This is a genomic window from Nonomuraea sp. NPDC005983, assembly GCF_040614375.1.
In the GTDB taxonomy this organism is placed as follows: Bacteria; Actinomycetota; Actinomycetes; order Streptosporangiales; family Streptosporangiaceae; genus Nonomuraea.
The window spans coordinates 19,617-42,921 of the sequence record NZ_JBEXUP010000012.1 but is presented as its reverse complement, the minus strand read 5'-3'; the positions used below and the strand labels follow the sequence as shown (position 1 = coordinate 42,921).

The 23,305-nt window shown below is 68.4% G+C and carries 18 protein-coding genes; 11 read left to right on the top strand and 7 right to left on the bottom strand.

Going from position 1 to position 23,305, the window contains the following annotated elements:
- Nucleotides 1–64: 64 nt before the first annotated feature.
- Nucleotides 65–937, bottom strand: coding sequence for an RNA polymerase sigma factor SigJ (gene sigJ, locus ABZ297_RS08570; protein WP_355341513.1), 873 nt, complete (start codon nucleotides 935–937; stop codon nucleotides 65–67).
- A 182-nt stretch (nucleotides 938–1,119) separates the two neighbouring features.
- On the opposite strand from sigJ, the gene ABZ297_RS08565 reads away from it, so the two are divergent.
- The 3 genes from ABZ297_RS08565 (at nucleotide 1,120) to ABZ297_RS08555 (ending at nucleotide 4,493) form a co-directional block, all read left to right on the top strand.
- On the top strand, nucleotides 1,120–1,839 hold the full coding sequence (locus ABZ297_RS08565) for an SDR family NAD(P)-dependent oxidoreductase (protein ID WP_355341510.1): 720 nt from the start codon (nucleotides 1,120–1,122) through the stop codon (nucleotides 1,837–1,839).
- Nucleotides 1,840–1,894: 55 nt separating this feature from the next.
- Complete coding sequence (locus ABZ297_RS08560) at nucleotides 1,895–2,860, top strand: nitronate monooxygenase (RefSeq protein ID WP_355341507.1); 966 nt, start codon at nucleotides 1,895–1,897, stop codon at nucleotides 2,858–2,860.
- A 406-nt stretch (nucleotides 2,861–3,266) separates the two neighbouring features.
- The gene (locus ABZ297_RS08555) at nucleotides 3,267–4,493 is read left to right on the top strand and encodes a Cmx/CmrA family chloramphenicol efflux MFS transporter (protein WP_355341504.1); all 1,227 of its coding nucleotides are present in this window, start codon (nucleotides 3,267–3,269) and stop codon (nucleotides 4,491–4,493) included.
- 106 nt (nucleotides 4,494–4,599) lie between these two features.
- On the opposite strand, the gene ABZ297_RS08550 is transcribed toward ABZ297_RS08555, so the two are convergent.
- Nucleotides 4,600–5,934: a PLP-dependent aminotransferase family protein gene (locus ABZ297_RS08550; RefSeq protein WP_355341501.1), complete on the bottom strand. Its 1,335-nt coding sequence runs from the start codon at nucleotides 5,932–5,934 to the stop codon at nucleotides 4,600–4,602.
- 92 nt (nucleotides 5,935–6,026) lie between these two features.
- Here ABZ297_RS08550 and ABZ297_RS08545 point away from each other — a divergent pair, with 92 nt between their 5' ends.
- Nucleotides 6,027–6,800, top strand: a complete 774-nt coding sequence (locus ABZ297_RS08545) for a crotonase/enoyl-CoA hydratase family protein (RefSeq protein WP_355341498.1) — start codon at nucleotides 6,027–6,029, stop codon at nucleotides 6,798–6,800.
- 103 nt (nucleotides 6,801–6,903) lie between these two features.
- Here the strand turns inward: ABZ297_RS08545 and dnaE are convergent, their stop codons facing one another.
- Nucleotides 6,904–10,458 carry a DNA polymerase III subunit alpha gene (gene dnaE, locus ABZ297_RS08540; RefSeq protein WP_355341495.1) on the bottom strand — a complete coding sequence of 1,185 codons (3,555 nt, stop codon included), beginning with the start codon at nucleotides 10,456–10,458 and terminating at the stop codon, nucleotides 6,904–6,906.
- A gap of 530 nt (nucleotides 10,459–10,988) precedes the next feature.
- On the opposite strand from dnaE, the gene ABZ297_RS08535 reads away from it, so the two are divergent.
- The 5 genes from ABZ297_RS08535 (at nucleotide 10,989) to ABZ297_RS08515 (ending at nucleotide 18,062) form a co-directional block, all read left to right on the top strand.
- Nucleotides 10,989–12,488: a nitrilase-related carbon-nitrogen hydrolase gene (locus ABZ297_RS08535; protein ID WP_355341492.1), complete on the top strand. Its 1,500-nt coding sequence runs from the start codon at nucleotides 10,989–10,991 to the stop codon at nucleotides 12,486–12,488.
- A complete protein-coding gene (locus tag ABZ297_RS08530) occupies nucleotides 12,485–13,756 on the top strand; it encodes a sensor histidine kinase (protein ID WP_355341489.1) in 1,272 nt (423 codons plus the stop codon). The genes ABZ297_RS08535 and ABZ297_RS08530 overlap by 4 nt, the downstream gene beginning before the upstream one ends.
- 44 nt (nucleotides 13,757–13,800) lie before the next feature.
- A complete protein-coding gene (locus tag ABZ297_RS08525) occupies nucleotides 13,801–14,391 on the top strand; it encodes a response regulator transcription factor (RefSeq protein WP_355341671.1) in 591 nt (196 codons plus the stop codon).
- Between the two features lie 257 nt (nucleotides 14,392–14,648).
- Nucleotides 14,649–15,572: a hypothetical protein gene (locus ABZ297_RS08520; protein WP_355341486.1), complete on the top strand. Its 924-nt coding sequence runs from the start codon at nucleotides 14,649–14,651 to the stop codon at nucleotides 15,570–15,572.
- 741 nt (nucleotides 15,573–16,313) lie between these two features.
- Entirely contained in the window at nucleotides 16,314–18,062 is a 1,749-nt protein-coding gene (locus ABZ297_RS08515; protein WP_355341483.1) for a phosphatase PAP2 family protein, read from the top strand.
- Nucleotides 18,063–18,180: 118 nt separating this feature from the next.
- Here ABZ297_RS08515 and ABZ297_RS08510 read toward each other — a convergent pair whose 3' ends face one another.
- From ABZ297_RS08510 to ABZ297_RS08495, 4 genes are all read right to left on the bottom strand, one after another.
- Complete coding sequence (locus ABZ297_RS08510; RefSeq protein ID WP_355341480.1) at nucleotides 18,181–19,152, bottom strand: DUF1259 domain-containing protein; 972 nt, start codon at nucleotides 19,150–19,152, stop codon at nucleotides 18,181–18,183.
- A 209-nt stretch (nucleotides 19,153–19,361) separates the two neighbouring features.
- Nucleotides 19,362–19,859: a nucleoside deaminase gene (locus ABZ297_RS08505; protein WP_355341477.1), complete on the bottom strand. Its 498-nt coding sequence runs from the start codon at nucleotides 19,857–19,859 to the stop codon at nucleotides 19,362–19,364.
- A gap of 126 nt (nucleotides 19,860–19,985) precedes the next feature.
- Nucleotides 19,986–20,456, bottom strand: a complete 471-nt coding sequence (gene cynS, locus ABZ297_RS08500) for a cyanase (RefSeq protein WP_355341474.1) — start codon at nucleotides 20,454–20,456, stop codon at nucleotides 19,986–19,988.
- Nucleotides 20,457–20,567: 111 nt separating this feature from the next.
- Complete coding sequence (locus ABZ297_RS08495) at nucleotides 20,568–21,155, bottom strand: carbonic anhydrase (protein WP_355341471.1); 588 nt, start codon at nucleotides 21,153–21,155, stop codon at nucleotides 20,568–20,570.
- Between the two features lie 124 nt (nucleotides 21,156–21,279).
- On the opposite strand from ABZ297_RS08495, the gene cynR reads away from it, so the two are divergent.
- Entirely contained in the window at nucleotides 21,280–22,272 is a 993-nt protein-coding gene (cynR, locus tag ABZ297_RS08490; protein ID WP_355341468.1) for a transcriptional regulator CynR, read from the top strand.
- 185 nt (nucleotides 22,273–22,457) lie between these two features.
- On the top strand, nucleotides 22,458–23,264 hold the full coding sequence (locus tag ABZ297_RS08485) for a class I SAM-dependent methyltransferase (RefSeq protein WP_355341465.1): 807 nt from the start codon (nucleotides 22,458–22,460) through the stop codon (nucleotides 23,262–23,264).
- The last annotated feature ends 41 nt before the right edge of the window (nucleotides 23,265–23,305 follow it).

Here is a 23,305-nt window from a genome sequence, read left to right as displayed (position 1 = left end):
TCTCGTCCTCTCAGCCTCGCCCTCCGGGGGATCGGAGGGTCTGCAGGGAGACAAGATGGCGGGTTCAGATGTGACCGACGTGGGCGAACTTCTCGGGATTGGCCAGTCTCCTGAACGCCGTGATCCGCCCGTCGGCGATCTCCACGGTGTCGAGCCAGACCAGCTCGCCGCCGTGGTAGGTCGCCAGGGCCGGGCGCCCGTTCACCTCGATGATCTGGAACGCGTCGGGGCGCCTGATCTCGATCTGCCTGACCGCCAGCAGCGCGATCCGCTCGGCGCCCCGGACCGGCCTGCGCGCGGCGGTCACCTTGCCGCCGCCGTCGGCGACGTAGACGGCCTCGGGGTGGAGCAGCTCGACGAGCCCGGCCATGTCCCCCGCGTCGGCGGCCGCCTTGAACGCCTTGAGCACGCGTTCGGTCTCGGCCCTGGACGCCCGGGGCCGCTCCTGGACTGCGGCGACCCGCGCCCGCGCGCGGGAGGCGAGCTTGCGGCCGGCGGCGGGCGTGCCGCCGAGCACCTCGGCGATCCGGCCGAACGGGAAGTCGAAGACGTCGTGCAGCACCAGCGCGACGCGTTCGGCGGGGGTGAGCGTCTCCATGATCACCAGCATCGCGGTGCTCACCGACTCGTCCATGAGCACCTGGGCGGCGGCGTCGGGCCCGGTCAGCAGCGGTTCGGGCAGCCAGGGGCCGACATAGGACTCGCGCCGGACGCGCGCCGACTTCAACACGTTGTAGGACGTCCGGGCGGCCAGGGTCACCAGCCAGGCCCGCAGATCCCGCACCTCGGACAGGTCGGCGGCGGCGGCGCGCAACCAGACCTCCTGCGTCACATCCTCGGCCTCGACCACGGTGCCGAGGATCCGGTAGGCCGCCCCGAAGACCGCGGGGCGATGCGATTCCCAGTCAGCCGCCGCCAACGGGCCGGTCAGCTCCACCCTCGGCCTCCTGCCCCTCCGGATCGGTAATCGACCTCCGATCCTAGGCAGACCATCTCTGACCGCCCCAACCGCGGGAGGTGCGAAACAACGGGCTCCCCGTTGTGAGGCCGCTCACACCATGTCACAGCCGAGCGGAGCAAATCGTCTCAGAGGGCATGACGAACTCAGAACAGACCTCGGTGCTGATCACCGGAGGCAACAAGGGACTCGGTCTTGAGGCGGCCCGGCGGCTCGGGGAGCAGGGTTGGACGATCTTCCTCGGCTCGCGTGACGAAGGCCGAGGACGGGCAGCTGCCGCCAAGCTGATCGACGGCGGCGCGAACGTGGTCATGGTCCCGCTGGACGTGACCTCGGACGAGTCGGTGGCCGACGCTGCACGGCTCGTCCGGGAGCACACCGACCGGCTGGATGTGCTGATCAACAACGCCGGCGCGTCAGGACGGGTGATCACGCCTGCAGACGCGACGGCCGACGAAATTCACTCCGTCTACGACACCAACGTCTACGGACCGATCAGGGTCACGCATGCGTTCCTTCCCTTGCTGCAGGCGGCGGACAATCCGCGGGTGGTGATGGTGTCCAGCGGTGGCGGTTCCTTCGCGGTCGTGACCGACCCGGAGCAGCCCGTCTCGAAGATGCACGAGCTCGCCTACAGCTCGTCGAAGGCGGCGCTGAACATGATCACCGTCCGGTACGCCCAGGCGCTCCCGAAGATCAAATTCAACGTCGCCACTCCCGGAGAAGTCGCCAACCGCAAATTCGCCGCCACCGATATGAACCATCACACCGGTCAACTGACGGTCACCGAGGGCACCGACTCGATAGTCAAACTCGCGACGATCGACGCCGACGGGCCGACCGGGATCTTCATCGATCGCCTCGGCCCCGTTGCGTGGTGACTGCGAGGGCGTTCAGTAGTGCGACCGGCATGACGGGTGCCTGAGGATTGCCGTCATGGGATTGTCAACAGCGTTCACGGAACTGTTCGAGGTGGAGCATCCGATCGCCCTGGCCCCGATGGGCGGGTCGGCCGGTGGCGCCCTGACGGCGGCGGTCTCGCGCGGCGGCGGCCTCGGACTGCTGGGCAGCGGGAACGGGGACCAGGACTGGCTGGCCCGCGAACTGCCTGTCCTGGCCGACGAGGGCGCAGGGAAGCCTTGGGGCATCGGCTTTCTGACGTGGGCCATTGACGACGGCGCGATAGCGCGGGCGCTGGAGCACAACCCGACGGCGGTGATGTTGTCCTTCGGCGACCCCAGTCCGTTCGTGGAGCGCATCCGCAGCGCGGGCACGGCGCTGATCCTTCAGGTCACCGACCTGGAGGAGGCCCGGCGGGCGGTGGATCTGGGCGCCGATGTGATCGTGGCGCAGGGCACCGAAGCCGGCGGGCATGGAGCCCGGCACGGGCGGTCCACGCTGCCGTTCGTGCCCGTCGTGGTGGACCTGGCAGCGCCGGTGCCGGTGCTGGCGGCCGGCGGGATCGCAGATGGCCGCGGCGTGGCGGCCGCCCTGGCGCTGGGGGCTGCTGGAGCACTGCTCGGCACCCGTTTCCAAGCCACGACCGAGGCCCTGGTCGCCCCCGCGACCGCCAGGGCGATCGTCGAGGGACGCGGGGAGGACACCGAGCGCAACAGGGTGCTGGACATCGCCCGCCGCTCGCAGTGGCCGGCGAAGTACACCGCGCGCACCCTGGGCCACCCTTTCCTCGATGGGTGGCGGGGCCGGGAGGACGAACTCGCAGCCGCCCCGCACGCCCAGCAGGAGTACCAGGACGCCGTGGCACGAGGCGAGATCCCCGCATTGCCGCAGTGGGCCGGCGAGGCCATCGACCTCATCGACGACCTGCCGTCCGCGGCCGATCTGGTCGGCACCCTGGCCGCCCAGGCTGAGGACGCGCTGGCCCGAGCCGGCAGGCGCTGACCGCGCCCGCGAGGAAGCAGCGATCACGGTCGGACACCCGCTGAACGGGCAGCCTGGCCAGGCACTCGTGGTCGATCCGGTCTGGCCACAAACAGGTCGTACGGCGACGCCCCTTGTCGCGGGGCGCCGCTGCACGGCGGCGACCGTGCTGCGCTCCTGAGGACGTTCGGTCGGCCGATCAGGAGGGCCGATCGATGATGGGCCCTGTCGGACTCCCCCGTTCCACGTCCCGGAAACAGCAACAGAAGTTGTCGGTTCGCCACCAGGCGACGAACCATCGGGTCCGGAGGTGATCCGCCGGCATGGCGTCTGCCGCCGCCACCTGCTAGCCCACCCGTCCACGCCGCGGCGCGCCCGATCTCCCCCTCGCCCCCGAACCCTCACATCCGAACAAGGAGACCCGCACATGCCCGCACATCCCCCAGGCTCGGTCGACAGCATCACCGAGCAGGAGTCGGTCTCTCGCGGGAGGCTGCCGCTCGGCGTCTACCTGCTCGCGTTCAGCCTGTTCGCGATGGGCAGCGCGGAGTTCCTGCTCGCTGGGGTCCTGCCGGCGATCGCGGACGACCTCCAGATCACGTTGTCCTCCGCCGGTGCGCTGATCGCGGCGTTCGCCATCGGTGTCGTCATCGGCGGGCCGCCCTTGGCCATCATGACTCTGCGCTGGCCGCGACGGACCACGCTTGTGGCCGCCCAAGCCATCTTCGCCGCCTCGGTAACGATCGGCCTTCTCACTGACAGTTACGCGGTGCTGCTGGCCACCCGCTTCATCTGCGGCCTCGCCTATGCGGGGTACTGGGCGGTCGCAGCGGTCACCGCGATCAGCCTCGTCACATCCGACCGCACCGCACGCGCCTCCGGAGTCGTCGTCAGCGGGCTCAGCCTCGCGATGATCGCCGGCGGCCCGGCAGGCGCGTTGCTCAGCTACTTCACGGGATGGCGGGGCGGCTTCTGGGGTGTGGTCGCCCTCACTGCCGCCGGCGCGATCTTGACTCTCCTCGCGCTGCCTGCGACGAGCGCGAACACGGAACCCAGTGTGAGGCGTGAGCTTCGCACCATGAGACGACCACAACTGTGGGTCGTCTACGCCGTCACCCTGCTGAGCACTGCCGCCTACATGATCTCGTTCAACTACCTCGCGGCACTCCTGACCGACATCACCGGCATCCCTGGCGTCTGGGTTCCCGCGATCCTCACGCTCTTCGGCGTCGGCGCCTTCATCGGTCTGTCCATCGGAGGCAGGATCGCCGACAGGCGACCCTTTCACGCGCTCCTGATCGGAGCGATCGGGATACTGGTCAGTTCCGTCCTGCTCGCGGCACTCGCCCAGCACGCGCTGGCCGTTGTCCCCCTCGTCCTGGTCCTCGGGATCGCCGGCTTCGTTCTGAACCCAGCCATCTACGGACGAGTGTTCACCATCGCATCACAGGCGCCGACACTCGCCGGGGCCACCACCGTCTCCGCGTTCCAACTCGGGATCAGCCTTGTCCCCGCGCTCGCCGGGGCCGCCCTCAGCGCCGGCGCCGGCATCACCTCCGTCACATGGATCGGCGCCGGCCTGGCAGCAGCCACCGTGCCGACCATCCTGCTCGACCGCGCGATCTCACGTCGCCGGTCGCAGGAGAACCCATGAGGAGGCCCGGGTTGGCGGCGGCGGTGGTGCGAAACCTTCGCGTGGCGCGTGCACCGGTCGCTGCGGATCGGTAGAGCGCCGGAGCGTACGCGGCTGGCCGGCGGCGTCACGGCGGGATCGCCTCGATCGCGTCCCGCAGGCGGTGCAACGCCGGCCCGAGCTCGCCCAGTGGCGGCGTGCCCAGCGCCAGCCGGAGCGCGCGGGGACGGTAAGACCCGGTGGCGAAGGCATCGGCGGTGGACACGAGGATCCCTTCCTCTGCGAGCACGGCCGCGACGTGGTCGGGACGCTGGTGTGGCTCCAAGCCGAGCCACACCACGTAAGACTCCGGGTGCGCCGTGACGTCCATGCCGGCGAGCGCGGATCGGGCGATGTCCTGCCGGGCGGCGGCGTCCCCGCGGCGGACCTTCTCCAGCCGCGCGACCGTGCCGTCGGCGATCCAGGCGGTGGCAAGCGCGGTGACGAGTCCCGGCGCGCCCCAGGCCGCCACGCGCAGACTCCTGGTGACGGCCCGAACGTGCCGGTCGGGCACCACGGCGAAGCCGAACCGCAGGCCGGTCGCCACGTTCTTCGACAGGCCGGCGACGTAGCAGGTGCGTTCGGGGGCGAGGGCCTGCAACGGAGGGGGCGGTGCGGCCTCGAGGAACGCGTACGTACCGTCCTCGACGATCACGCAGTCGCAGGCGCGGGCTGCGGCGACGATGCGGGCGCGCTGCTCCCGGTCGAGCACCCAGCCGAGCGGGTTGTGCACGGTGGGGATCGCGTAGATCGCGCGGACGGGCCGCGTACGGCACAGCTGGTCGAGCGCGTCGAGATCCGGCCCCGTCGCCGTCACGGGGACCGGAGCGAGGTCGAGACCGTGCGCCGAGGCGAGAACCGTGATGCCGGGATAGGTGAGCGCGTCCACGGCCAGGACGTCGCCGGGCCGGGTGAGCGCGCGCAGCACGGTGTCGAGCGCCTGCTGGGCTCCGCTCGCCAGCAGGACGTTCGCCGGCGCTGTGTCGATCCCGCGGCCTAGCAGGTAGGTGGCCACGACCGCCCGGTCGTGCCGGCGCCCGCCCGGCGGGTCCTGCCGGAGCAGCGACTCGATCTCGCCCGATGTCGCAAGGCTCCGCAGGGCCAGGCGCAGCAGATCGGCCTGCCCCTGGGCCAGCGGCTGGTTGAACGACAGGTCGGCCACGCGCGGCACCGGCAGGGCGCGCGATGGCTCCGGGCCGTCGTAGCCGGATCGGACCCGGACGAACGTCCCGCGCCCCGGCTCGCCCACGACCAGGCCCATGGCGGCGAGCTCGGCGTAGACGCGGGTGGCCGTAGCCAGCGCGATCCGCCGCTCGCGAGCCAGATCGCGGTGCGTCGGGAGCCGGGTGCCTGCAGGGACCGTGCCGGAGCGGATCGCCGTGGCGAGCTCGTCGACGATGGCCTTGTAGGACGGTGGCCGCATGGCGGTCCCTGTATCTAGGACAATAAGTGGATTGTCATAGATTATGACTTCTAGCCTCGGTGTGTCCACGGCCAAGCGAACGGAGCACCGGCATGACCGTCCACATCGACCAGGACGACCACCTCGTCACGATCACCATCGATCGCGAACGGAAACTCAACGCCCTCGACTACCCGACGATCGACGCGCTGCTCGCCGTGCTCGACCGCGTCGACTCCGATGACTCCGTCCGCGCGGTCATCTTGACCGGCGCCGGCCGCAGGGCGTTCAGCGCGGGCGCGGACATCCCGTCTCTCGCGGGGAGCATCGCGGGCGGGACCGAGTGTGCCCTCCGCGAGATCGTCCGGCGTGGCCACGGGCTGACCCGGCGGATCGAGGAGTTCCCCAAGCCGGTGATCGTCGCGGTCAACGGCCTCGCTTACGGCGGCGGTTGCGAGATCACCGAGGCTGCTCCGCTCGCAATCGCCGCCGAGCACGCGACGTTCGCCAAGCCCGAGATCACCCTCGGCTTCCCTCCGCCGTTCGGCGGCTCCCAGCGGCTGCCGCGCCACGTCGGCCGCAAGCGCGGCCTGGAGATGATTCTGACCGGCGACCCGATCCCGGCCGCCCGCGCCGCCGAGATCGGCCTCGTCAACGCCGTCGTCCCCGCCGACGAACTCCTCGACGCCGCACGGAACCTGGCCGCCCGGATCGTCCGGCACGCGCCGACGGCCGTGGCGGCCTGCCTGCGCGCGGTCACCCGGGGCATCAACCTGCCGATCGACGAGGGACTTGCGGTCGAGGCGGCCTCCTTCGCCGCCACCGTGCCCACCGAGGGCGTGCGGACCGGGCTGCGCCGATTCCTCGACCGCTCCGCCGCCTCATGAAGGCCGTGGACACCGCTCTGTGCCCTGTGGCCAGGTAGACAGACCTGGCGACACCTTCCAGGCGTGGCAGCACGGCCGCCGGTGGCCGGTGGCCGGTGGCCGGTCACAGCATGATCGCTTCCGGGCCGAAGAGCTGTTTGATGTCGGCGGCGAACGACGACTCCGGGTTGATCCGGAACTCCGGCAGGGACAGCACCATGGTCTTACCCCCGATCCGCCGCCGCAGGTTGATCAGCACGGGCACCTGCCCTTCGTGCAGCCTCAGGATGTTACGCAGCTCGTCCAGGAGCTGCGGGGTGATGCGCTCCTCGCGCAGGAGCAGGGTGACGGGGTGGCCGGCGTCGCTGCCGATCCCCGACACGTCGATCACGGCCAGGTCGGTCGCGAAGATGGAGATGGCGCCGTCCCGGTTGTTGATCTGCCCGCGCACCGCCACCACCACGTCCTCCCGCAGCTCCGGCCCGTAGAGCTCGTAGCTCTTGGGGAAGAACAGGCATTCGACGGCGGCGTCCATGTCCTCGACGGTGGCGATCGCCCAGAGCTTGCCGGCCTTGTTGACTCGCTTGTCCACCTTCGTGATCATGCCGCACACGCTGATGTCGCCGCGGTCGTCGCGGCCCGATTCGAGCAGGTCCGCGATCGTGGTGTCCCGGTTGCGGGCGAGCAGCCGCTCGGCGCCGGCCAGCGGGTGGTCCGACACGTACAGGCCGAGCATCTCCCGCTCGAAGTCGAGTCGCGTCTTCTTGTCCCACTCCGTGTCGGGGATGGTGACGGAGAACGCCGCGTCGCCGTCGTCGTCCGCGCCGCCGAACAGCGAGTCCTGGCCGTGGGCCTCGTTCTTCTTGATGTCGATGACCGACTCCACGGCCTGCTCGTGCACCATGAGCAGTGCCTTGCGCGGGTGGTCGAGCGAGTCGAACGCCCCGGCTTTGATCAGCGACTCGATGACTCTCTTGTTGCAGGCCGTCAGCGGCACCTTGGACAGGAAGTCGTTGAAGTCCGTGTAGAGGCTCTTCTCCTTGCGGGCCTTGACGATGCCCTCGACGACGTTCTCGCCGACGTTGCGGACCGCGCCCAGACCGAAGCGGACCTTGTCGTCGCCGACCGCGACGAAGTCGAGCTGGGAGTCGTTGACGTCCGGCGGCAGGACCTCGATGCCCATCTTGCGGCACTCGGCGAGGTAGACGGCCGCCTTGTCCTTGTCGTCGCCCACGGAGGTGAGCAGCGCGGCCATGTACTCGGCGGGGTAGTTGGCCTTCAGGTAGGCGGTCCAGTAGGCGACCAGGCCGTACCCGGCGGTGTGGGACTTGTTGAAGGCGTACCCGGAGAAGGGCAGCATGACGTCCCACAGCGCCTGGATCGCCTCGTCGCTGTAGTTGTTGTCGCGCATGCCCTTCTGGAAGTTGACGAACTCCGCGTCCAGGATCTCCTTCTTCTTCTTGCCCATGGCGCGGCGCAGCAGGTCCGCGCCGCCCAGCGTGTAGCCGGCCAGTTCTCGGGCCACGGCCATGATCTGCTCTTGGTAGACGAGCAGGTGGAAGGTCGGGCCGAGGATGGGTTCGAGGGCCTCTTTCAGGTCGGGGTGGATGGGCTCGATGTCCTGGCGGGCGTTCTTGCGGTGCGCGTAGTTGGTGTGCGCGTTGGCGGCCATCGGGCCCGGCCGGTACAGCGCGAGCACCGCGGCGATGTCCTCGAACCGGGTGGGCTCCATCAGCTTGAGAAGTTGCCGCATGGGGCCGCCGTCGAGCTGGAACACGCCGAGGGTGTCGCCGCGGGCCAGGAGCTGGTACGTGCGTTCGTCGTCGAGAGGGAGGGTGAGGGTGTCGAGCTCGATGCCACGGTTCTGCTTGATGATCTTGATAGCGTGGTCGATGATTCCCAGGTTCCGCAGGCCCAGGAAGTCCATCTTGACCAGGCCCATGTCTTCACAGGACGGGTAGTCGAACCCGGTGATGATCACACCGTCCTTGTCCCGCATGTGCATCGGGATCAGGTCCAGCAGCGGCGCCGATGACAGGATGACCGCGGCCGCGTGGACACCGGTTCCGCGGATCAGGCCCTCGATGCCGCGCCCGGTGTCGATGACCTTGCGCACGTCGACGTCGTTCTCGTACAGGGCGCGGATCTCTGTGCCCTCGTTGTAGCGGGGGTGCTCCTCGTTGAACAGGTCCGCGAGGGGGACGCCTTTGCCCATGACGTCCGGCGGCATCGCCTTTGTGATCTTGTCGCCCATGGCGAACGGGTAGCCGAGGATGCGCGAGGCGTCCTTCACGGCGGCCTTGGCCTTGATGGTGCCGAACGTGTTGACCTGGGCGGTCATCGCGCTGCCGTACTTCTCGGTGACGTAGGCCACCATGCGGTCGCGCTGGCGGTCGTCGAAGTCGAGGTCGACATCGGGCGGGTTGATCCGCTCAGGGTTGAGGAACCGCTCGAACAGCAGGCCGTGCTCCAGCGGGTCCAACTCAGTGATGCGGGTGGCGTAGGCGACGATCGATCCGGTCGCGCTACCACGGCCGGGCCCGACCGCGATGCCGTTGTCACGTGCGTACTTGCAGATGTCAGCGACCACGAGGAAGTAGGAGGAGAACCCCATCGGGCCGATGACCTTCATCTCGGTCTCGTACCGCTCCCACACCTCCGCGGGGACCGGTGTCCCGTACCGCATCTCCAGGCCGCGCTCGACCTCCTGACGCAGCCAGGATTCCTGCGTCTCCCCTTCAGGAATGTCGGGATAGTCCGGCATCCGGTCCACCTGGGCGAACACGTCGCTGTAGTCGTCCACCATCTCGGCCACGAGCAGCGTGTTGTCGCACGCCTCGGGAAGATCACGGAACAGGGCGCGCATCTCGTCGGCGCTCTTGAGGTAGTAGCCCGAGCCGTTGAACCGGAACCGGTTCGGGTCGTCCTTGTTCTTGCCCACGCCGACGCACAGGAGGCTGTCGTGGGCGTCGGCCTGGTCCTCGGTCACGTAGTGGGAGTCGTTGGTGACCAGCAGCGGGATGTCGAGCTCCTTGGCCAGCCGCAGCAGGTCGGCGCGGACCTGACGCTCGATGTCGATGCCGTGGTCCATCAGCTCCAGGAAGTAGTTCTCCTTGCCGAACATGTCCTGGTAGTCAGCGGCGACCTTGACCGCTTCGTCGTACTGGCCGAGCCTGATCCTGGTCTGCACCGCCCCGGACGGGCAGCCGGTCGTCGCGATGATGCCGGCGGCGTGCTGGGAGATGAGGTCCTTGTCCATGCGGGGCTTGGAGTAGTAGCCCTCGAAGCTTGCGAGAGACGACAGCTTGAACAGGTTGCGCAGCCCGCCCGCGTCCTTGGCCCACATGGTCATGTGGGTGAACCGGCCGCCGCCGGAGACGTCCTTGCCGCCTTCGCCGTCCGCGACACCGGTCTCGGCTCGCTGCCCCCAGAAGACCTGCTTCTTCACGAACCGGTTCTCCGGAGCCAAGTACGCTTCGATGCCGATGATGGGCTTGACCGGGCTGTCCTTCGCGACCTTCTGGAACTCGTAAGCCCCGAACATGTTGCCGTGGTCCGACATCGCGATGGCGGGCATCTCCAGCCGGGCGGCTTCCTTGAACAGCGGCTTCATCTTGGCCGCCCCGTCCAACATGCTGTACTCGGTGTGCACGTGCAGGTGTACGAAGGAGTTGCTCACCCATACCCTCATCTCTCGCTGGCCCCGATGACTCGCAAGAGACTATTGAGTCTCGCCTGGCTCAGCAGGCGTTCAGGCAACATGTCGCCGAAGCTCCACCCTGGCGAAACAGCCAGTGAGCTGCGAAAACGCAGCTTCACCGGCTATCTGCGGCCGTCTAACTGACCGTCGCCCCCGGCCCTGGAGCCTGTCGCGGATGGCGACCGGGCAGCTCGTCTGCACCATCGCCGCCGCCACCGCCGCCAAGCGCGGCGTGGACGTGGACGACGTGCCCGTGACCGTACCGGGCAAGGGGCAGGTGCGCTGTGAGGACTGAGTTGCCCGGGGCGACCATGTCTGGCCTCATCGATCGCCTTCAGTAGCTGGGCGCCTGCGTCAGCCGGCCGCCGCTGCGCTGCTGAGCCGGGTTGTGGTAACCGACCTCCGCAGCTCCGGCAGAACCGTCTCGGGCTGGGGGTGGAGATAACTACAGGAGGTGTGGAGAGTCAACCGCAATGGCAGCGGCCGCGCGGTCCGGCAGCCTCTGGTGCATGGCAAACACGTCTTTCGTCACCGGTCGGCGGAAATATGCCTGGTTGGCGGCAGGTATAGCGCTCGAACTGTTCAGCATGAACAGCGAATGGTCGATTCCCATCGCGGGTTGGTTGTTCTCCATCGGCCTCATGCGGTTCACCCGAAGCTCCGGCGTACTCGCCGGTTTCGGGTGCGTCGGCCTGTCGGCGACGGCGGTGACGGTTGTTTACGTCGCGGCCGCCGGCCAGCTCGGTGTCCTGCCGATCCTGCTCGGCTGTCTGATACTGAACCTGATCCTGAGTACTCCACTGCTGGTCGACCGGCTGCTGTTCCGGCGGCTGAATCCGTTCGTCGGCACGCTGGTCTTTCCAGCGGCTCGGGCGGCGGTCGAATTCCTGGTCGCGGCGATCAGCCCGCTCGGGACGATTTTCGGGCCATTGGCCGCGACGCAGTCGACGAACCTGCCGTTGTTGCAACTGGTGTCCGTCACCGGCATTTACGGGATCAGCTTTCTGATGGCGTGGGTCGCGCCGGTCGTCAATGTCGCGCTGGAACGCAGGCTGAGTTGGCCGTCGATCCGGACCGTCACGCCGGCCTACGTCTCGGTGCTTGTTCTCGTCCTCATCGGCGGTGGCCTGCGGCTCGCCATGGCGCCAACGGCACCGAGTCTGGTACGCGTCGCCGGCATCAGCGCGTCGCTCGCCGCCGAGAACCGCATGCGAGAGATCGACAACTTCCATACACCGCAGGTCCTGCCCGAGCAGAAGCCGGTGCTGCGTAAGGCGTTCGCGGTGCTCAACGACGATCTGTTCGCCCACAGCCGGATCGAGGCCGACGGCGGTGCAAAGATCGTCGCGTGGTCGGAGACCGCCGCAGTCGTGCTCAACGAGGACTACGCCGATTTTCTGCGGAAGGCCCAGGACCTGGCCGAAGAGAAGCAGATCTATCTCGACATGGGGATAGCCGTCATCCTCGATGGGCAGCCGCACTCACGCGACATCGCCGTGCTCGTGGCACCGGACGGCCAGGTGCTTTCGACCTTCGACAAGGCGCATCCGGTGCCCGGCATGGAAAGTCTGCGACCGGGTGATGGAGTTCCGCCGGTATCCGAGACGCCGTACGGGAGGCTGGCCAACGTCATCTGCTTCGACGCCGATTTCCCCGGCACGCTGCGCACCCAGGCCGACATCATGTTCGTCCCCGCCAACGACTGGAAAGGCATCGAGCACATGCACTCGGCGAACGCGGTGTTCCGTGCCGTCGAGAACGGATACGCCCTCGTCCGGCAGACCAGTAATGGCATCGCGATCACCGTCGACGCCTACGGTGTGAACCTGGCCAGGACGAACTACTTCAGCACCGCGCAACAGAGCATGGTCGTGTCCGTACCGACGCGGGGCACCTGGACGGTCTATGGCTTGGTCGGCGACCTGTTCGCCTGGCTCTGCGTCGCGACCGTCGTCGGGCTGGCGGTACTGCCACTTTTCCGGCGAACCAGACATCAGGGCTGGTCATGAGACTTCCGAATGAGAATGCGATGATGCCACCAGCACGGAATGGGGAGACAGGGATGAAGGCGAGGTGTGCGACACCGGTTCGCGCGCTGGCCATGATCTGCCTGTCGGCCGCCGGTCTCTGCGCGGCCGCCCTGGTCGTGGCCGGCGCGGCACTGATGGTGGTCGGCGTCGGCCGGTATGTGTTCCCGCCAGCGGTTTCGCTGCTACGGAAGGTCGCGGACGCGGCCCGGCGGCTGGCCGGTCAGCTTGGCGTGGACATCGAGCGTCCCTACGGTCCCCAAACGGGCGCGGTCGCGCTGCTGAAGGCGCCTGCGACCTGGCGGGACGTGCTCTGGGCCGTCCTCGACCCGATCATCGGTACGTGGGCGGCGGCATTGGCGCTCGGCATGCCGATCTTCGGGTTGTACGGCGTGGCGCAGCCGTTCGTATGGCAGGCCAACGCGCGGGCCGGCGGCACCAACTCCTACGGCGTCATCCATGTGACCTCGACGACCAGCGCGCTGGCTGCGGTCCCGGTCGGGCTCGCGTTGATCGCGCTCGGCCTGTACATCGGGCCGAAGGTGCTGCGGTTGCGCGCCACTTGGACGCGCGCGCTGCTCGGGCCGTCACGGACGACCGAATTGGAGCACCGGGTCGACACGTTGGCGCGGACGCGCGCGGACAGTGTCGACGCACAGGCCGCGGAACTGCGCCGGATCGAACGTGACCTGCATGATGGCGCCCAGGCACGACTGGTCGCGCTGGGCATGGGTCTCGGCGATGCCGAGCGGCTCTTCGACAAGGATCCGGAGGCGGCCCGCGAACTGGTGGTCGCGGCGCGGCAGGCGTCGTCGAAGGCGTTGGACGAGCTGCGCGACCTGGTGCGGGGCGTGCATCCGCCGGTCCTTGCCGACCGGGGCCTCGCCGACGCGATCCGCGCCTTGGCGCTGGACGCCTTGCTCGATGTCGAAGTGTCATCTGATCTGCCCGGACGTCCGACGCCGCCGGTCGAGTCGGCCGTCTACTTCGCCGTCAACGAACTGCTCGCCAACACGAGCAAACACGCGGGTGCGGCGACCGTAGGTGTCACACTCCACTACCGGAACGGCCTGCTGAGCTGCGATGTCATCGATGACGGCGCCGGTGGCGTCGATCCGGCCAATGGCACCGGGCTGCGCGGCATCCAAAGCAGGCTGGCCGTCTTCGACGGGAAGATCGCCGTCCACAGCCCGCCCGGTGGCCCTACCCGCGTCCACTTGGAGGTGCCGTGCGCGATCAGGTCCGAGTAGTCGTCGCCGAGGACCTGTTCCTCATCAGAGACGCGCTGGTCCGCATGCTCACCGAACACGGGTTCACGGTCGTGGCCGCCGTCGACAACGGCCCGTCACTGCGTAGGGCGTTGGCCGAGGAGCGGCCCGACCTGGCCGTCGTTGACGTGCGGCTACCGCCGTCGTTCACCGACGAAGGCTTGCAGGCCGCGATCCAGATGCGCCGCCAGCAACCCGGCTTTCCCGTGCTGGTGCTGTCACAGTACGTCGAGCAGCTCTACGCCCGTGAACTGCTCGCCGACGGCGCCGGGGCGGTCGGCTATCTACTGAAAGACAGGGTGTCCAACGCCGAACAGTTCATCAACGCGGTCACATCGGTGGCCCATGGCGGCACGGCGATGGATCCGCAGGTCGTCGCCAAACTGCTGGCCCGCGGGGACGCGCGCGGCCGCACGGCCGAACTGAGCCCCCGTGAACGCGAGGTGTTGAGTCTGATCGCCGTAGGGCGCTCCAACATGGCCATAGCTCATCAGCTGACGATCTCTGCCAGCGCGGTCACCAAGCACATCGCGAGCATCTTCGGCAAGCTCCACCTTCCGGAATCCGAGGATGACAACCGCCGCGTCCTGGCTGTGCTCGCCTATCTCCACCGCTGACCGGCCGGCGGCCGGGATGTCCGGGCCACGCATGGTCCGGTGACGGCCTGATCTTGTCGGGCATTGATCACGCATGTGACATGAGCAGGGGTTTTCGGGGTAGGTCGAACCGTCAGGCGGCCGGATCCACGACGTCGCCCGGACAACCACAGTCAGCGTCAGCGCATTTTGCAGAGGGCACGCGGCCGCCAGTACTCGCGGTGGAGGGCTCGATGGACACGCGGACAGCTCAGCCCCAGGTTGGGATCACCCCGAACATGTTTGGAATCTCCTACGGGTTGGCCGGTCTGGCCACCTGCTGGGGGTATGCGGCCATGCTGGGGGTGGCGCCCGCGCTGGTGGCCGATGTCCTGTTCATCGTCACCGCCGTCGTGTGGCTGGTGCTCCTCGTCGGCTACGTGTCGCAGGTTCCGCGCCGGCCCGGCGGCTGGCGCGCCGAACTGGCCGATCCGGTGCTGGGGCCGTTCGTGTCGCTGATCCCGATCGTCGGCATGCTCCTGGCGACCGGTCTGATGCCCCACGCCCCCACCGCCGGCCGGTGGCTGTTCGCGGTCTTCGCCGCCGCCACCACCATCCTGGCCGGGTGGATCACCGGCCAATGGATCGTCGAAGAACTCGACCTGGACCGGCTGCACTCCGGCTACGTCCTGCCCGCCGTCGCTGGAGGACTCATCGCCTCCATCGGCGCCGCCCGCGCCGGCTGGACCGCCATCGCCCACGCGTTCATGGGCATCGGCGTCGTGTCGTGGCTGCTCATCGGCTCCGTCATCATGGCCCGGCTACTTTTCCGCCCCCGCCTGCCTGCGCCACTGATGCCCACCCTGGCCATCGAGATCGCGCCGCCCGCTCTCGGCGGCCTTGCCTACCTGGCCATCACCCACGACAAGGTTGACGCCGTCGCCCTGGTGTTCGGCGGCTTCACCGCGCTCGCCGTCATCGTCCAACTCCGGCTGATCCCCGTGTACCGCCGGCTGGCGTTCGGCCCCGCGTTCTGGTCGTTCGCGTTCCCATACGCCGCCGTCGCCATCTTCGCCCTGCACTGGATCAACTACGGAAGGCCCGTCGGGTACACGGTGTGGGCCTGGTGCGTACTGCTCGCGATCACAGCCTTCATCGCCGTGCTCGTCGCCGAGACGACGGCCGCCCTCGCCCGCCGTAGATTCCTGCCCCAACTCCAGTAACCGCAGGCAGCGCGGTCACGGGCTGCCGGCCGACAGTGGATCACCGGCAATTACTTTCCCCAGACGAGGATCTACTCGCTCTGCGGGAGAATCCGACCAGCACGGGGCCGACCGGCCGGCTTTCAAATCGGCTAATATCCCGCTCCCGTTTTCGCTCTCGTGGCCAGTCGCCACAGATTTTGTGTCTGAGCCATTTTATTGACACTCCAGATTGAGTTTGGGCTTACCCGCGCTGCGGAGTGGATGGTCCGGCTTGCAGAGGGCTTTGCCTCGGCGATGTTTACGCGCACGTGCTGTCGGCTATGGTGGTGAATGCGGCAACATGTCCGGCGCCGAGGGCGTCGGCGAGCGCCGCGCTGTAGCGGCCGTGAACAGGAAATACTCGCCGCCAGCCACCCGATCGTGCAGTGTCTCCGTTTCAGGAGAGAGTCTTCTGCATTCGAAATGCGAACCCAGCGAGCAACGGGCGGAGGGGCTCTGCTCTCCGTGAAAGGACAACGAGCCTGAAACTTTTGGTTGCGTCCTGGCATTAAGCTGCTTTTCGCCGTGATCTGGAGCGGCTTCCGCGACCGGACCAGCGATGCGCGGCGCGTTTTGACGACGCAGGCCCAAGCAAGCCCTACGAGCCGGCACGGTAACGATTCAGCACGGCCAATTCCCGACGGGGAACGCCCGTTGGCGTAGAGACGCAGAAATGGCCTGTCATCGATCCTCCCTCCGCTACCCGACAGGAGAAAGATCGTGAGGACTTTCACGCCTCCAGAGCAGCAGAGAACCCAGCGGCGGCCTGTGCTCGCGCTCGCGGTGGCCGTCCTGACGCTCGGCGCCCAGCACGTCGCGGCACCCGCGGCCTACGCCGCCCCGCTCTCGGCCGCGAACGCCGTCGCGCCGCCGACTCAGGGCAACGTGGTGATCGAGTGGAACCGGACGCTGCTCAATATCGTGCGCAGTCCGCACGCACAGCTGGCCACCATTCATCCCACGCGGAACTTCGCCATCATGAGCGCAGCCGTCTATGACGCGGTCAACGCGATCAGCCGCGCTCATCCCCTCTACGGCTCCAGCCTCGCCGCACCGCGGGACGCCTCCCGCCCCGCCGCGGCCGCGGTGGCCGCGCACGACACCCTCGCCGCCCTGTATCCAGCACGTAAGGCCAGCCTGGACCGCCAGCTGTCCACCGATCTCGCCGGCGTCCCCGACGACCGCGCCAAACAGGAGGGCATCAAGGTCGGCGCCCAAGCGGCTCACGCCATCATCGCCCTGCGCGCGCACGACGGCGCCAACGCCACCCCGCCGCCCTACGCCACCACCGGCAAACCTGGCGATTTCCGGCCGACCCCGCCCGCCTTCAAGGCACCGGAGTTCACCCACTGGGGCAAGGTCACCCCGTTCGTACTCCGTACCGGCCACCAGTTCCGTCCCGCCGCGCCCCCGGCACTGAGCAGCCCTGCCTACGCGGCCGCCATCAACGAGGTCAAGGCCATCGGCTCCGCCCACAGCACCACGCGCACAGCGGACCAGACCACGCTCGCCAAGCTCTGGAGCGGCCCCGCCCAGAACTACTGGTACGACGTAGCCCAACAGGTCGCCCTCGCGCGCCACAGCGACCTCGACCAGTCAGCGAGCCTGTTCGCCCTGCTCAACCTGACCCTCGCCGATGCCACCATCGGCATCTACGACGCCAAGTACACATACCGGTTCTGGCGGCCGATCACCGCCATCCGCCTCGCCGCCGACAACCCGCAGGTCAAACCAGACCCGAAATGGACCCCGCTCGTCGCCACCCCTCCCGACCCGTCCTATCCAGGCATGCACAGCGATATCAGCACAGCCGCCGCCACAGTACTCGCGGCCTTCTACGGCGACCGCAACGCCTTCACCCTCACCGCACCTGCCGCCACCGGCGGCCCTCGGCCGTACACCAAGCCCTATACCAGCTTGAGCGCCACCGCGACCGAAGCCGGGCTCAGCCGCATCTGGGGCGGCTTGCACACCCGGCTCGACCATAACTCCGGCAACGAACTCGGCACCGCCATCGCCCGCTACGCGCTCGGCCAGTCCAAGCTCGCCCCAGCCGTCCCGGGTTCGCCGATCGCAACGCCGGCGGCCGGAAGCACCAGCCCCGCGAGCGCCACCGTCACGGTCCAAGACTCCAAGCTCGGCAAGATCCTCGCCGACGCCCACGGACGCACGCTGTACCTGTTCGAGGCCGACAAGGGCACCAGCTCGACCTGTTACAGCGCATGTGCGAGCGCCTGGCCGCCGCTGACCACCACGGGCAGGCCGCAGGCCGGCAGCGGAGTATCACCCGCCTTGCTCGGCACCTCCACCAGGACCGACCACACCACCCAGGTCACCTACAACGGCCACCCGCTGTACTCCTTCCTCAGCGACGCCAAGCCCGGCGACACCACCGGGCAGGGTCTCAACTCCTTCGGCGCCAAGTGGTACGTGCTCAACCCGGAGGGCAACAAGATCCCAGCGCACTGAATGCCGCCGGCCACGACAGCCGCCACAGTCCATATTCCGGATCTTGAGGGCTCCCCCCTCGTCTCCTGTCCGTGGCTCTCTGGGCGCCAGTCGCTCCACAGCGACAGGTCACGGTGTTTCACGACGCAGGGGTGACGGCTTGCTCGGCGACGGCCTTGTGCAGGGTCTTGGCGAGCTTGACGGCGTCATCGTCGGCCCAGAAGTGCATGTAGAACAGACGGGGCTGTTCACGCAGGGTGTGGTTGTGGATTTCCACGATGTCGATGCCGCCACCGCGCAGGGCTTTGACGATGCGCTGGATCTCGTCGGCGGTCATGACGAAGTCGCCATTGATGGCGGCCTTGCCGCTGCCGGTGGGCTGGAAGTTGATCGCAGTGGCCACTCCCATGCCAGGGGGAATGACCTCGCCGTGCTCGCTGACCGGCTCGGTGCGCTTGAAGGTGAATCTGTAGATGCCACCGTCGTTGGTGCCCTTGGAACCCATGGCTCGGTCGATCGCGGTGGTGTCGATATCCAGGGACGGCGCCGGGCTCGCGGGTGCCGGAGTGATCGGGGTGGCGGTGACGTCCAGGGCGGCCCGGACCGATCGGGCGATCTCCGTCGCATCGCGGCCCATCGCATGGATGTGCGTCCACCAGACCTCGGGTTGGTGGGACAGCAGGTGTTTGTGTACGGCGGTCTGCTCGATGCCGTGGCGTTGCAGGGCATCGGTGACCTTCTGCAACTCCGGTTCGGTGACCACCAGATCGCCCATCATCATGACGTTGCCATCTGGGTAGCGGGTGAAGGCGGCGTAACTACCCAGGGCAAGGCCGGGCTTGATGGTCACCCCATACGAGGTGACCTTCAGATCCGAACGCGGGAACGTGACGCGATATACCTTCTTGTCCGAAGACAGCTTCCCTGGCCGTCCCAAGGCGCGTGCCACCCCCTCCCATCCTGCCTGATCACCCGTCGGCGGCGAGGCGTCGCCGGGATCACCACCACCCTGAGCAAGGCCCCCGTTGTGGGGGGTGTGCGCATCGCCTTCAGTGAGGACGCTTCCTCCGGCCAACGGCGCGAACGCCATCAGCAACACCAAGAGTTTCACTCGCACCACGGTCATTCCGCCTCAAGCCGCCGCCACAACCGACTGCCACCCTTAGTACCCAAATAGATACGGAGAGCAACTTTTCGTAGCGTTCGGGTTCGCCGCCGGGCAGGTAGAAGCGGTCACGGCCGTGGGTGCGGGTGGCCGGGAGACGGCCGGCATCCAGGTGGATCCAGGCCACCTTCTCGATCACATCGGGCACGGCAGGCTCAGGCGGTGGGGGCACCGGCGACACGGCGCTCGCCGCCGTTGCGGTCCTGCCAGAACCGGTAGACCTCGACGGCGTCCTCGCGCGGCTCGTAGCGCATGGGCAGCCGGCGGTTCTGCCAGGGCTTGGCGAACTCGTCGTAGAAGGTGTTCAGTTCGAAGTACTTGCGGTCGTCGACGTAGTGGGGCTCGTAGGCGTCGCGGGTGGTGAGGAAGACGACCTCGTCCGGGGAGCAGTAGTACAGCGAGCCCAGGCACATCGGGCAGGGGTGGGCGAGCACGTAGATGGTGGTGCCGGTCAGGTGCTCGGTGCCCAGCTTCGTGCAGGCCTCGCGGATGGCGAGGATCTCCGCGTGCGCGGTGGGGTCGTTGGTCTGAGCGACCTTGTTCGGGCTCTCGGCGAGGATCTCGCCGTCCTTGACGATGACGGTCGCGAACGGGCGGCCGCCCTCGGCGACGTTCTGGCGGGCTATGTCGATGGTGCGCTGGACGAAGTCCATGGAGGTCCTCCGGAGGTGAAAGCGGGGTAGAGGCGTGCGCGCCCGGGCGGCGCGGGGGCGGGCCGGGCGGGTGGGTGATCCGGCCCCGCCCCGCTACGCCGCCCGGCCTGTGACGCGGCCTTGGTGTCAGAAGGGCTTGGTCGGCAGGTACTTGCCGTCCAGGGTGATGACGGCGCGCTCGCCGCCCTCGGGGTCGGCGACCTTCTTCACGTCCAGCTTGAAGTTGATCGCGGAGATGATGCCGTCGCCGAACTGCTCGTGGACCAGCGCCTTGAGAGTGGTGCCGTAGACCTGGAGCATCTCGTAGAAGCGGTAGATGGTCGGGTCGGTGGGGATGCCGCCGGGGATCGAGCCGCGGGTCGGGATCGTCTGCAGCAGCATCACCGCGTCCGCGTCCAGGCCCAGCAGCTCGGTCACGGCCTTGGCGGACTTCTCCGGCAGGGCGTGCTGGCCGAGGACCGCGGCGGTGACAAACGCGACGGACAGGCCGGCGGCGTCAGCGATCTGCTGCCAGGATAGGTTCTTGCGGGTCTTGGCCTCGACAGCGGCGTTGGCCAGGGCCTGGCGGGCGGCGGGGTCGAACTGGGCGTGCACCATGATCGGTACTTCCTTCTCGCTTAGTGGACCACTTCCCGAGAAGAGGGTGAAGTGGCAGGTCAGTGGGGTCCCCGGCGCGGTGTCGCGGACGGGAGACCAGAGCCGGGAGGGTCAGGCCGCGGGCACGGAGCCGGCGGCGGGCAGTTCCTCGACGCGGCCGGTGCCGATGTCGTAGACCCAGCCGCGCAGGGTGACCTTCCGCTCCGCCAGGGCGCGGGCGACCGACGGGTGGGTGGCCAGGTTCGCCAGCTGCGCACGCACGTTTTCGCGTACCAGAGCCGTCACGTCGCCGGGAGCGGCGGTGCGGGCCTGGGAGGCGTCGGCGTGCCGCAGCCAGGTGGCGACCGCCGGGGCATCGCTGAGGTCGTGGCCTTCGGCCAGGGCGGTCATCGCGCCGCAGGCGGAGTGGCCGCAGACGACGATGTCCCGCACGCCCAGTGCGGCGACGGCGTACTCGACGCTCGCCGACACTCCGTCGGCGCCGGGGGCGTAGGCGGGCACCAGGTTGCCGGCGGTGCGGATGACGAACAGCTCACCCGGCTCGCAGCTGGCGATCAGCTCCGGCACGACGCGGGCGTCGGAGCAGGTGATGAACAGGGTGTGCGGGGTGTGGTGGGTGGCCAGGTGGGCGAAGAGCTCCGCCTTGGCCGGGAAGACGTCCCGCTGGAAACGGGCTACGCCCTCGGCGAGGTCCTGCATGGGTCACTCCCTTCTGTGGCCGCCGCCCCCTACGGGCTGACGAAATCCACTATGCATGACCTGCATCTATAGCGTCCAAGACGTGTTAACGATAAGAGCTAGTGGCCACATCTATAGTTGTGTCATGGCCGCTCTGGAACTGCGTCATCTGCGCTATCTGCTCGCCGTCGCCGAACATGGCAACTTCACCCGCGCCGCCGAAGACCTGCACATCTCCCAGCCCACCCTCTCCCAGCAGATCAGGCAGTTGGAGCGCACTCTGGGTGTGCAGTTGCTGGACCGCACCGGCCGCACGGTGCGCCTCACCGACGCCGGCGCCGTCTACATCGACCATGCCCGGCGCGCGCTGCGCGACCTGGCCGCCGCCGAACGCGCCGTCCACGACGTCCAGGACCTCTCCCGCGGCCACCTGCGCCTGGGCGCCACCCCCACCTTCACCGCCTACTTCATCGGCCCGCTCACCGCCGAGCTCCACACCCGCCACCCCGGCATCAGCCTGACCCTGACGGAGACCACCCAGGACCGCATCGAAGCCGCCCTGCTCACCGACGACCTCGACCTCGGCATCGCCTTCGCCGGCCCCCACCTGCCCGGCATCACCCCCACCCCGCTCTTCACCGAAACCCTCAGCCTCGTCACCGCCACCCAGCACGCCCCGATGACGCCAGACCCCCTACCCATCCACGCTCTCGAAGGCGAACAACTGGCGCTGCTCAGCGGCGACTTCGCCACCCGCGGCCACATCGACGCCTACTTCGCCGGCCACGGCCTCGCTCCCCGCATCACGGTCGAGGCCAACTCCCTCCAGGCACTCACCGAAATCGTCCAACGCACCGATCTGGCCACCGTCCTGCCCGACGCCATCACCCACGACCACCCCCACCTCACCCCCGTCTCCCTCGACCCGCCTCTACCCGCCTGCACCGTCACCCTCCTGCAGCGCGAAAGCGCCTACCACAGCGCCGCCACCCGCGCCTTCGCCGAGCTCACCCGCGACCTCGTCCACACCCGCGGCTACACCCCACCCCTGTCCGCCCTCGACGGTGACAAGGGATACCAGTCCATCGGCCGCCTGTTGGAGGTCAGGATCACGGATTCACCGGTCCGCGTTCGCTGATCAGCTCGTAGAGGTCGTCGGCCTGGGCTGCGATCAGCGCGCATGGCGAAGTCGTCCAGGATCAGCACGGCGGGCGGGCGAGTTCGGCCAGGCGACGGGGCCACCTGCGATGCTCCCGAGCCTTGCAAACTTGGCCGCGCATTTGCCTCGCATATATCCGCGAGGCAGCGCGCTAGGCTGCGACGATGGAGCGCGTGACCAACGTGCCCGAGAGTCTCGCACCACGGGGTCCTGCCTGGGCTTCGATCGCAACCCAGCCTGCAGATCCGGCCCAGGCGAACGACTACGACAGCTTCGCCGAGGCGTACTCGGCGGAAACCGAGAACAACATCCTGAACGCGTACTACGCGCGGCCCGCAATCATAGCCCTCGCCGGAGACGTGGCCGACCGCCGGATCCTGGACGCCGGCTGCGGCTCGGGCCCCCTGTCCGCCGCACTACGCGACCGCGGTGCCGTCGTCACCGGCGTCGACTCCAGCGCCGGGATGCTGGCGTTGGCCAGGCGGCGGCTCGGTGACGACGCGGCCCTGCACGTGGTCGACCTGAGCGACCGCCTGCCGTTCGACGACGGTGCGTTCGACGACGTGGTCGCATCGCTGGTGCTGCACTACCTGGAGGACTGGGGGCCGACGCTGGCCGAGATGCGGCGAGTGCTCAGGCCCGGCGGCCGACTGATCGCGTCGATGCAGCACCCGTTCGTGGACTACATGATCCAGGATCCTCGGCCCGACTACTTCGCGACCACCAGCTATAGCGCCGAATGGACGTTCAACGGACAGTCCTTCCCGATGACCTTCTGGCGCAGGCCGTTGCACGCGATGACCGACGCCTTCACCGCCGCCGGCTTCCGCCTCGCCGTCATCAGCGAGCCGCAGCCCGACCCGGCCGCCCGTGAGCTGTTCCCCGACGACTTCCATGCCCTTTCGACCAAGCTCAGCTTCCTGTTCTTCGTCGTCCAGGTACCGCCGTCGGCCGCGGGCTCGGACGACTAGATCGGTCTAGATCGCCGACCGGGAGTGAACCCGCCGTCAGC

What these genes read in the sequence shown, in the direction of transcription:
- ABZ297_RS08560 (WP_355341507.1), top strand. Translation starts at nt 1,895, where the DNA reads ATGGGATTGTCAACAGCGTTCACGGAACTGTTCGAGGTGGAGCATCCG.
- ABZ297_RS08555 (WP_355341504.1), top strand. Translation starts at nt 3,267, where the DNA reads ATGCCCGCACATCCCCCAGGCTCGGTCGACAGCATCACCGAGCAGGAG.
- ABZ297_RS08550 (WP_355341501.1), bottom strand. Translation starts at nt 5,934, where the DNA reads ATGCGGCCACCGTCCTACAAGGCCATCGTCGACGAGCTCGCCACGGCG.
- ABZ297_RS08545 (WP_355341498.1), top strand. Translation starts at nt 6,027, where the DNA reads ATGACCGTCCACATCGACCAGGACGACCACCTCGTCACGATCACCATC.
- ABZ297_RS08535 (WP_355341492.1), top strand. Translation starts at nt 10,989, where the DNA reads ATGGCAAACACGTCTTTCGTCACCGGTCGGCGGAAATATGCCTGGTTG.
- ABZ297_RS08530 (WP_355341489.1), top strand. Translation starts at nt 12,485, where the DNA reads ATGAGACTTCCGAATGAGAATGCGATGATGCCACCAGCACGGAATGGG.
- ABZ297_RS08525 (WP_355341671.1), top strand. Translation starts at nt 13,801, where the DNA reads ATGCTCACCGAACACGGGTTCACGGTCGTGGCCGCCGTCGACAACGGC.
- ABZ297_RS08520 (WP_355341486.1), top strand. Translation starts at nt 14,649, where the DNA reads ATGTTTGGAATCTCCTACGGGTTGGCCGGTCTGGCCACCTGCTGGGGG.
- ABZ297_RS08505 (WP_355341477.1), bottom strand. Translation starts at nt 19,859, where the DNA reads ATGGACTTCGTCCAGCGCACCATCGACATAGCCCGCCAGAACGTCGCC.
- cynS (WP_355341474.1), bottom strand. Translation starts at nt 20,456, where the DNA reads ATGGTGCACGCCCAGTTCGACCCCGCCGCCCGCCAGGCCCTGGCCAAC.
- ABZ297_RS08495 (WP_355341471.1), bottom strand. Translation starts at nt 21,155, where the DNA reads ATGCAGGACCTCGCCGAGGGCGTAGCCCGTTTCCAGCGGGACGTCTTC.
- cynR (WP_355341468.1), top strand. Translation starts at nt 21,280, where the DNA reads ATGGCCGCTCTGGAACTGCGTCATCTGCGCTATCTGCTCGCCGTCGCC.
- ABZ297_RS08485 (WP_355341465.1), top strand. Translation starts at nt 22,458, where the DNA reads ATGGAGCGCGTGACCAACGTGCCCGAGAGTCTCGCACCACGGGGTCCT.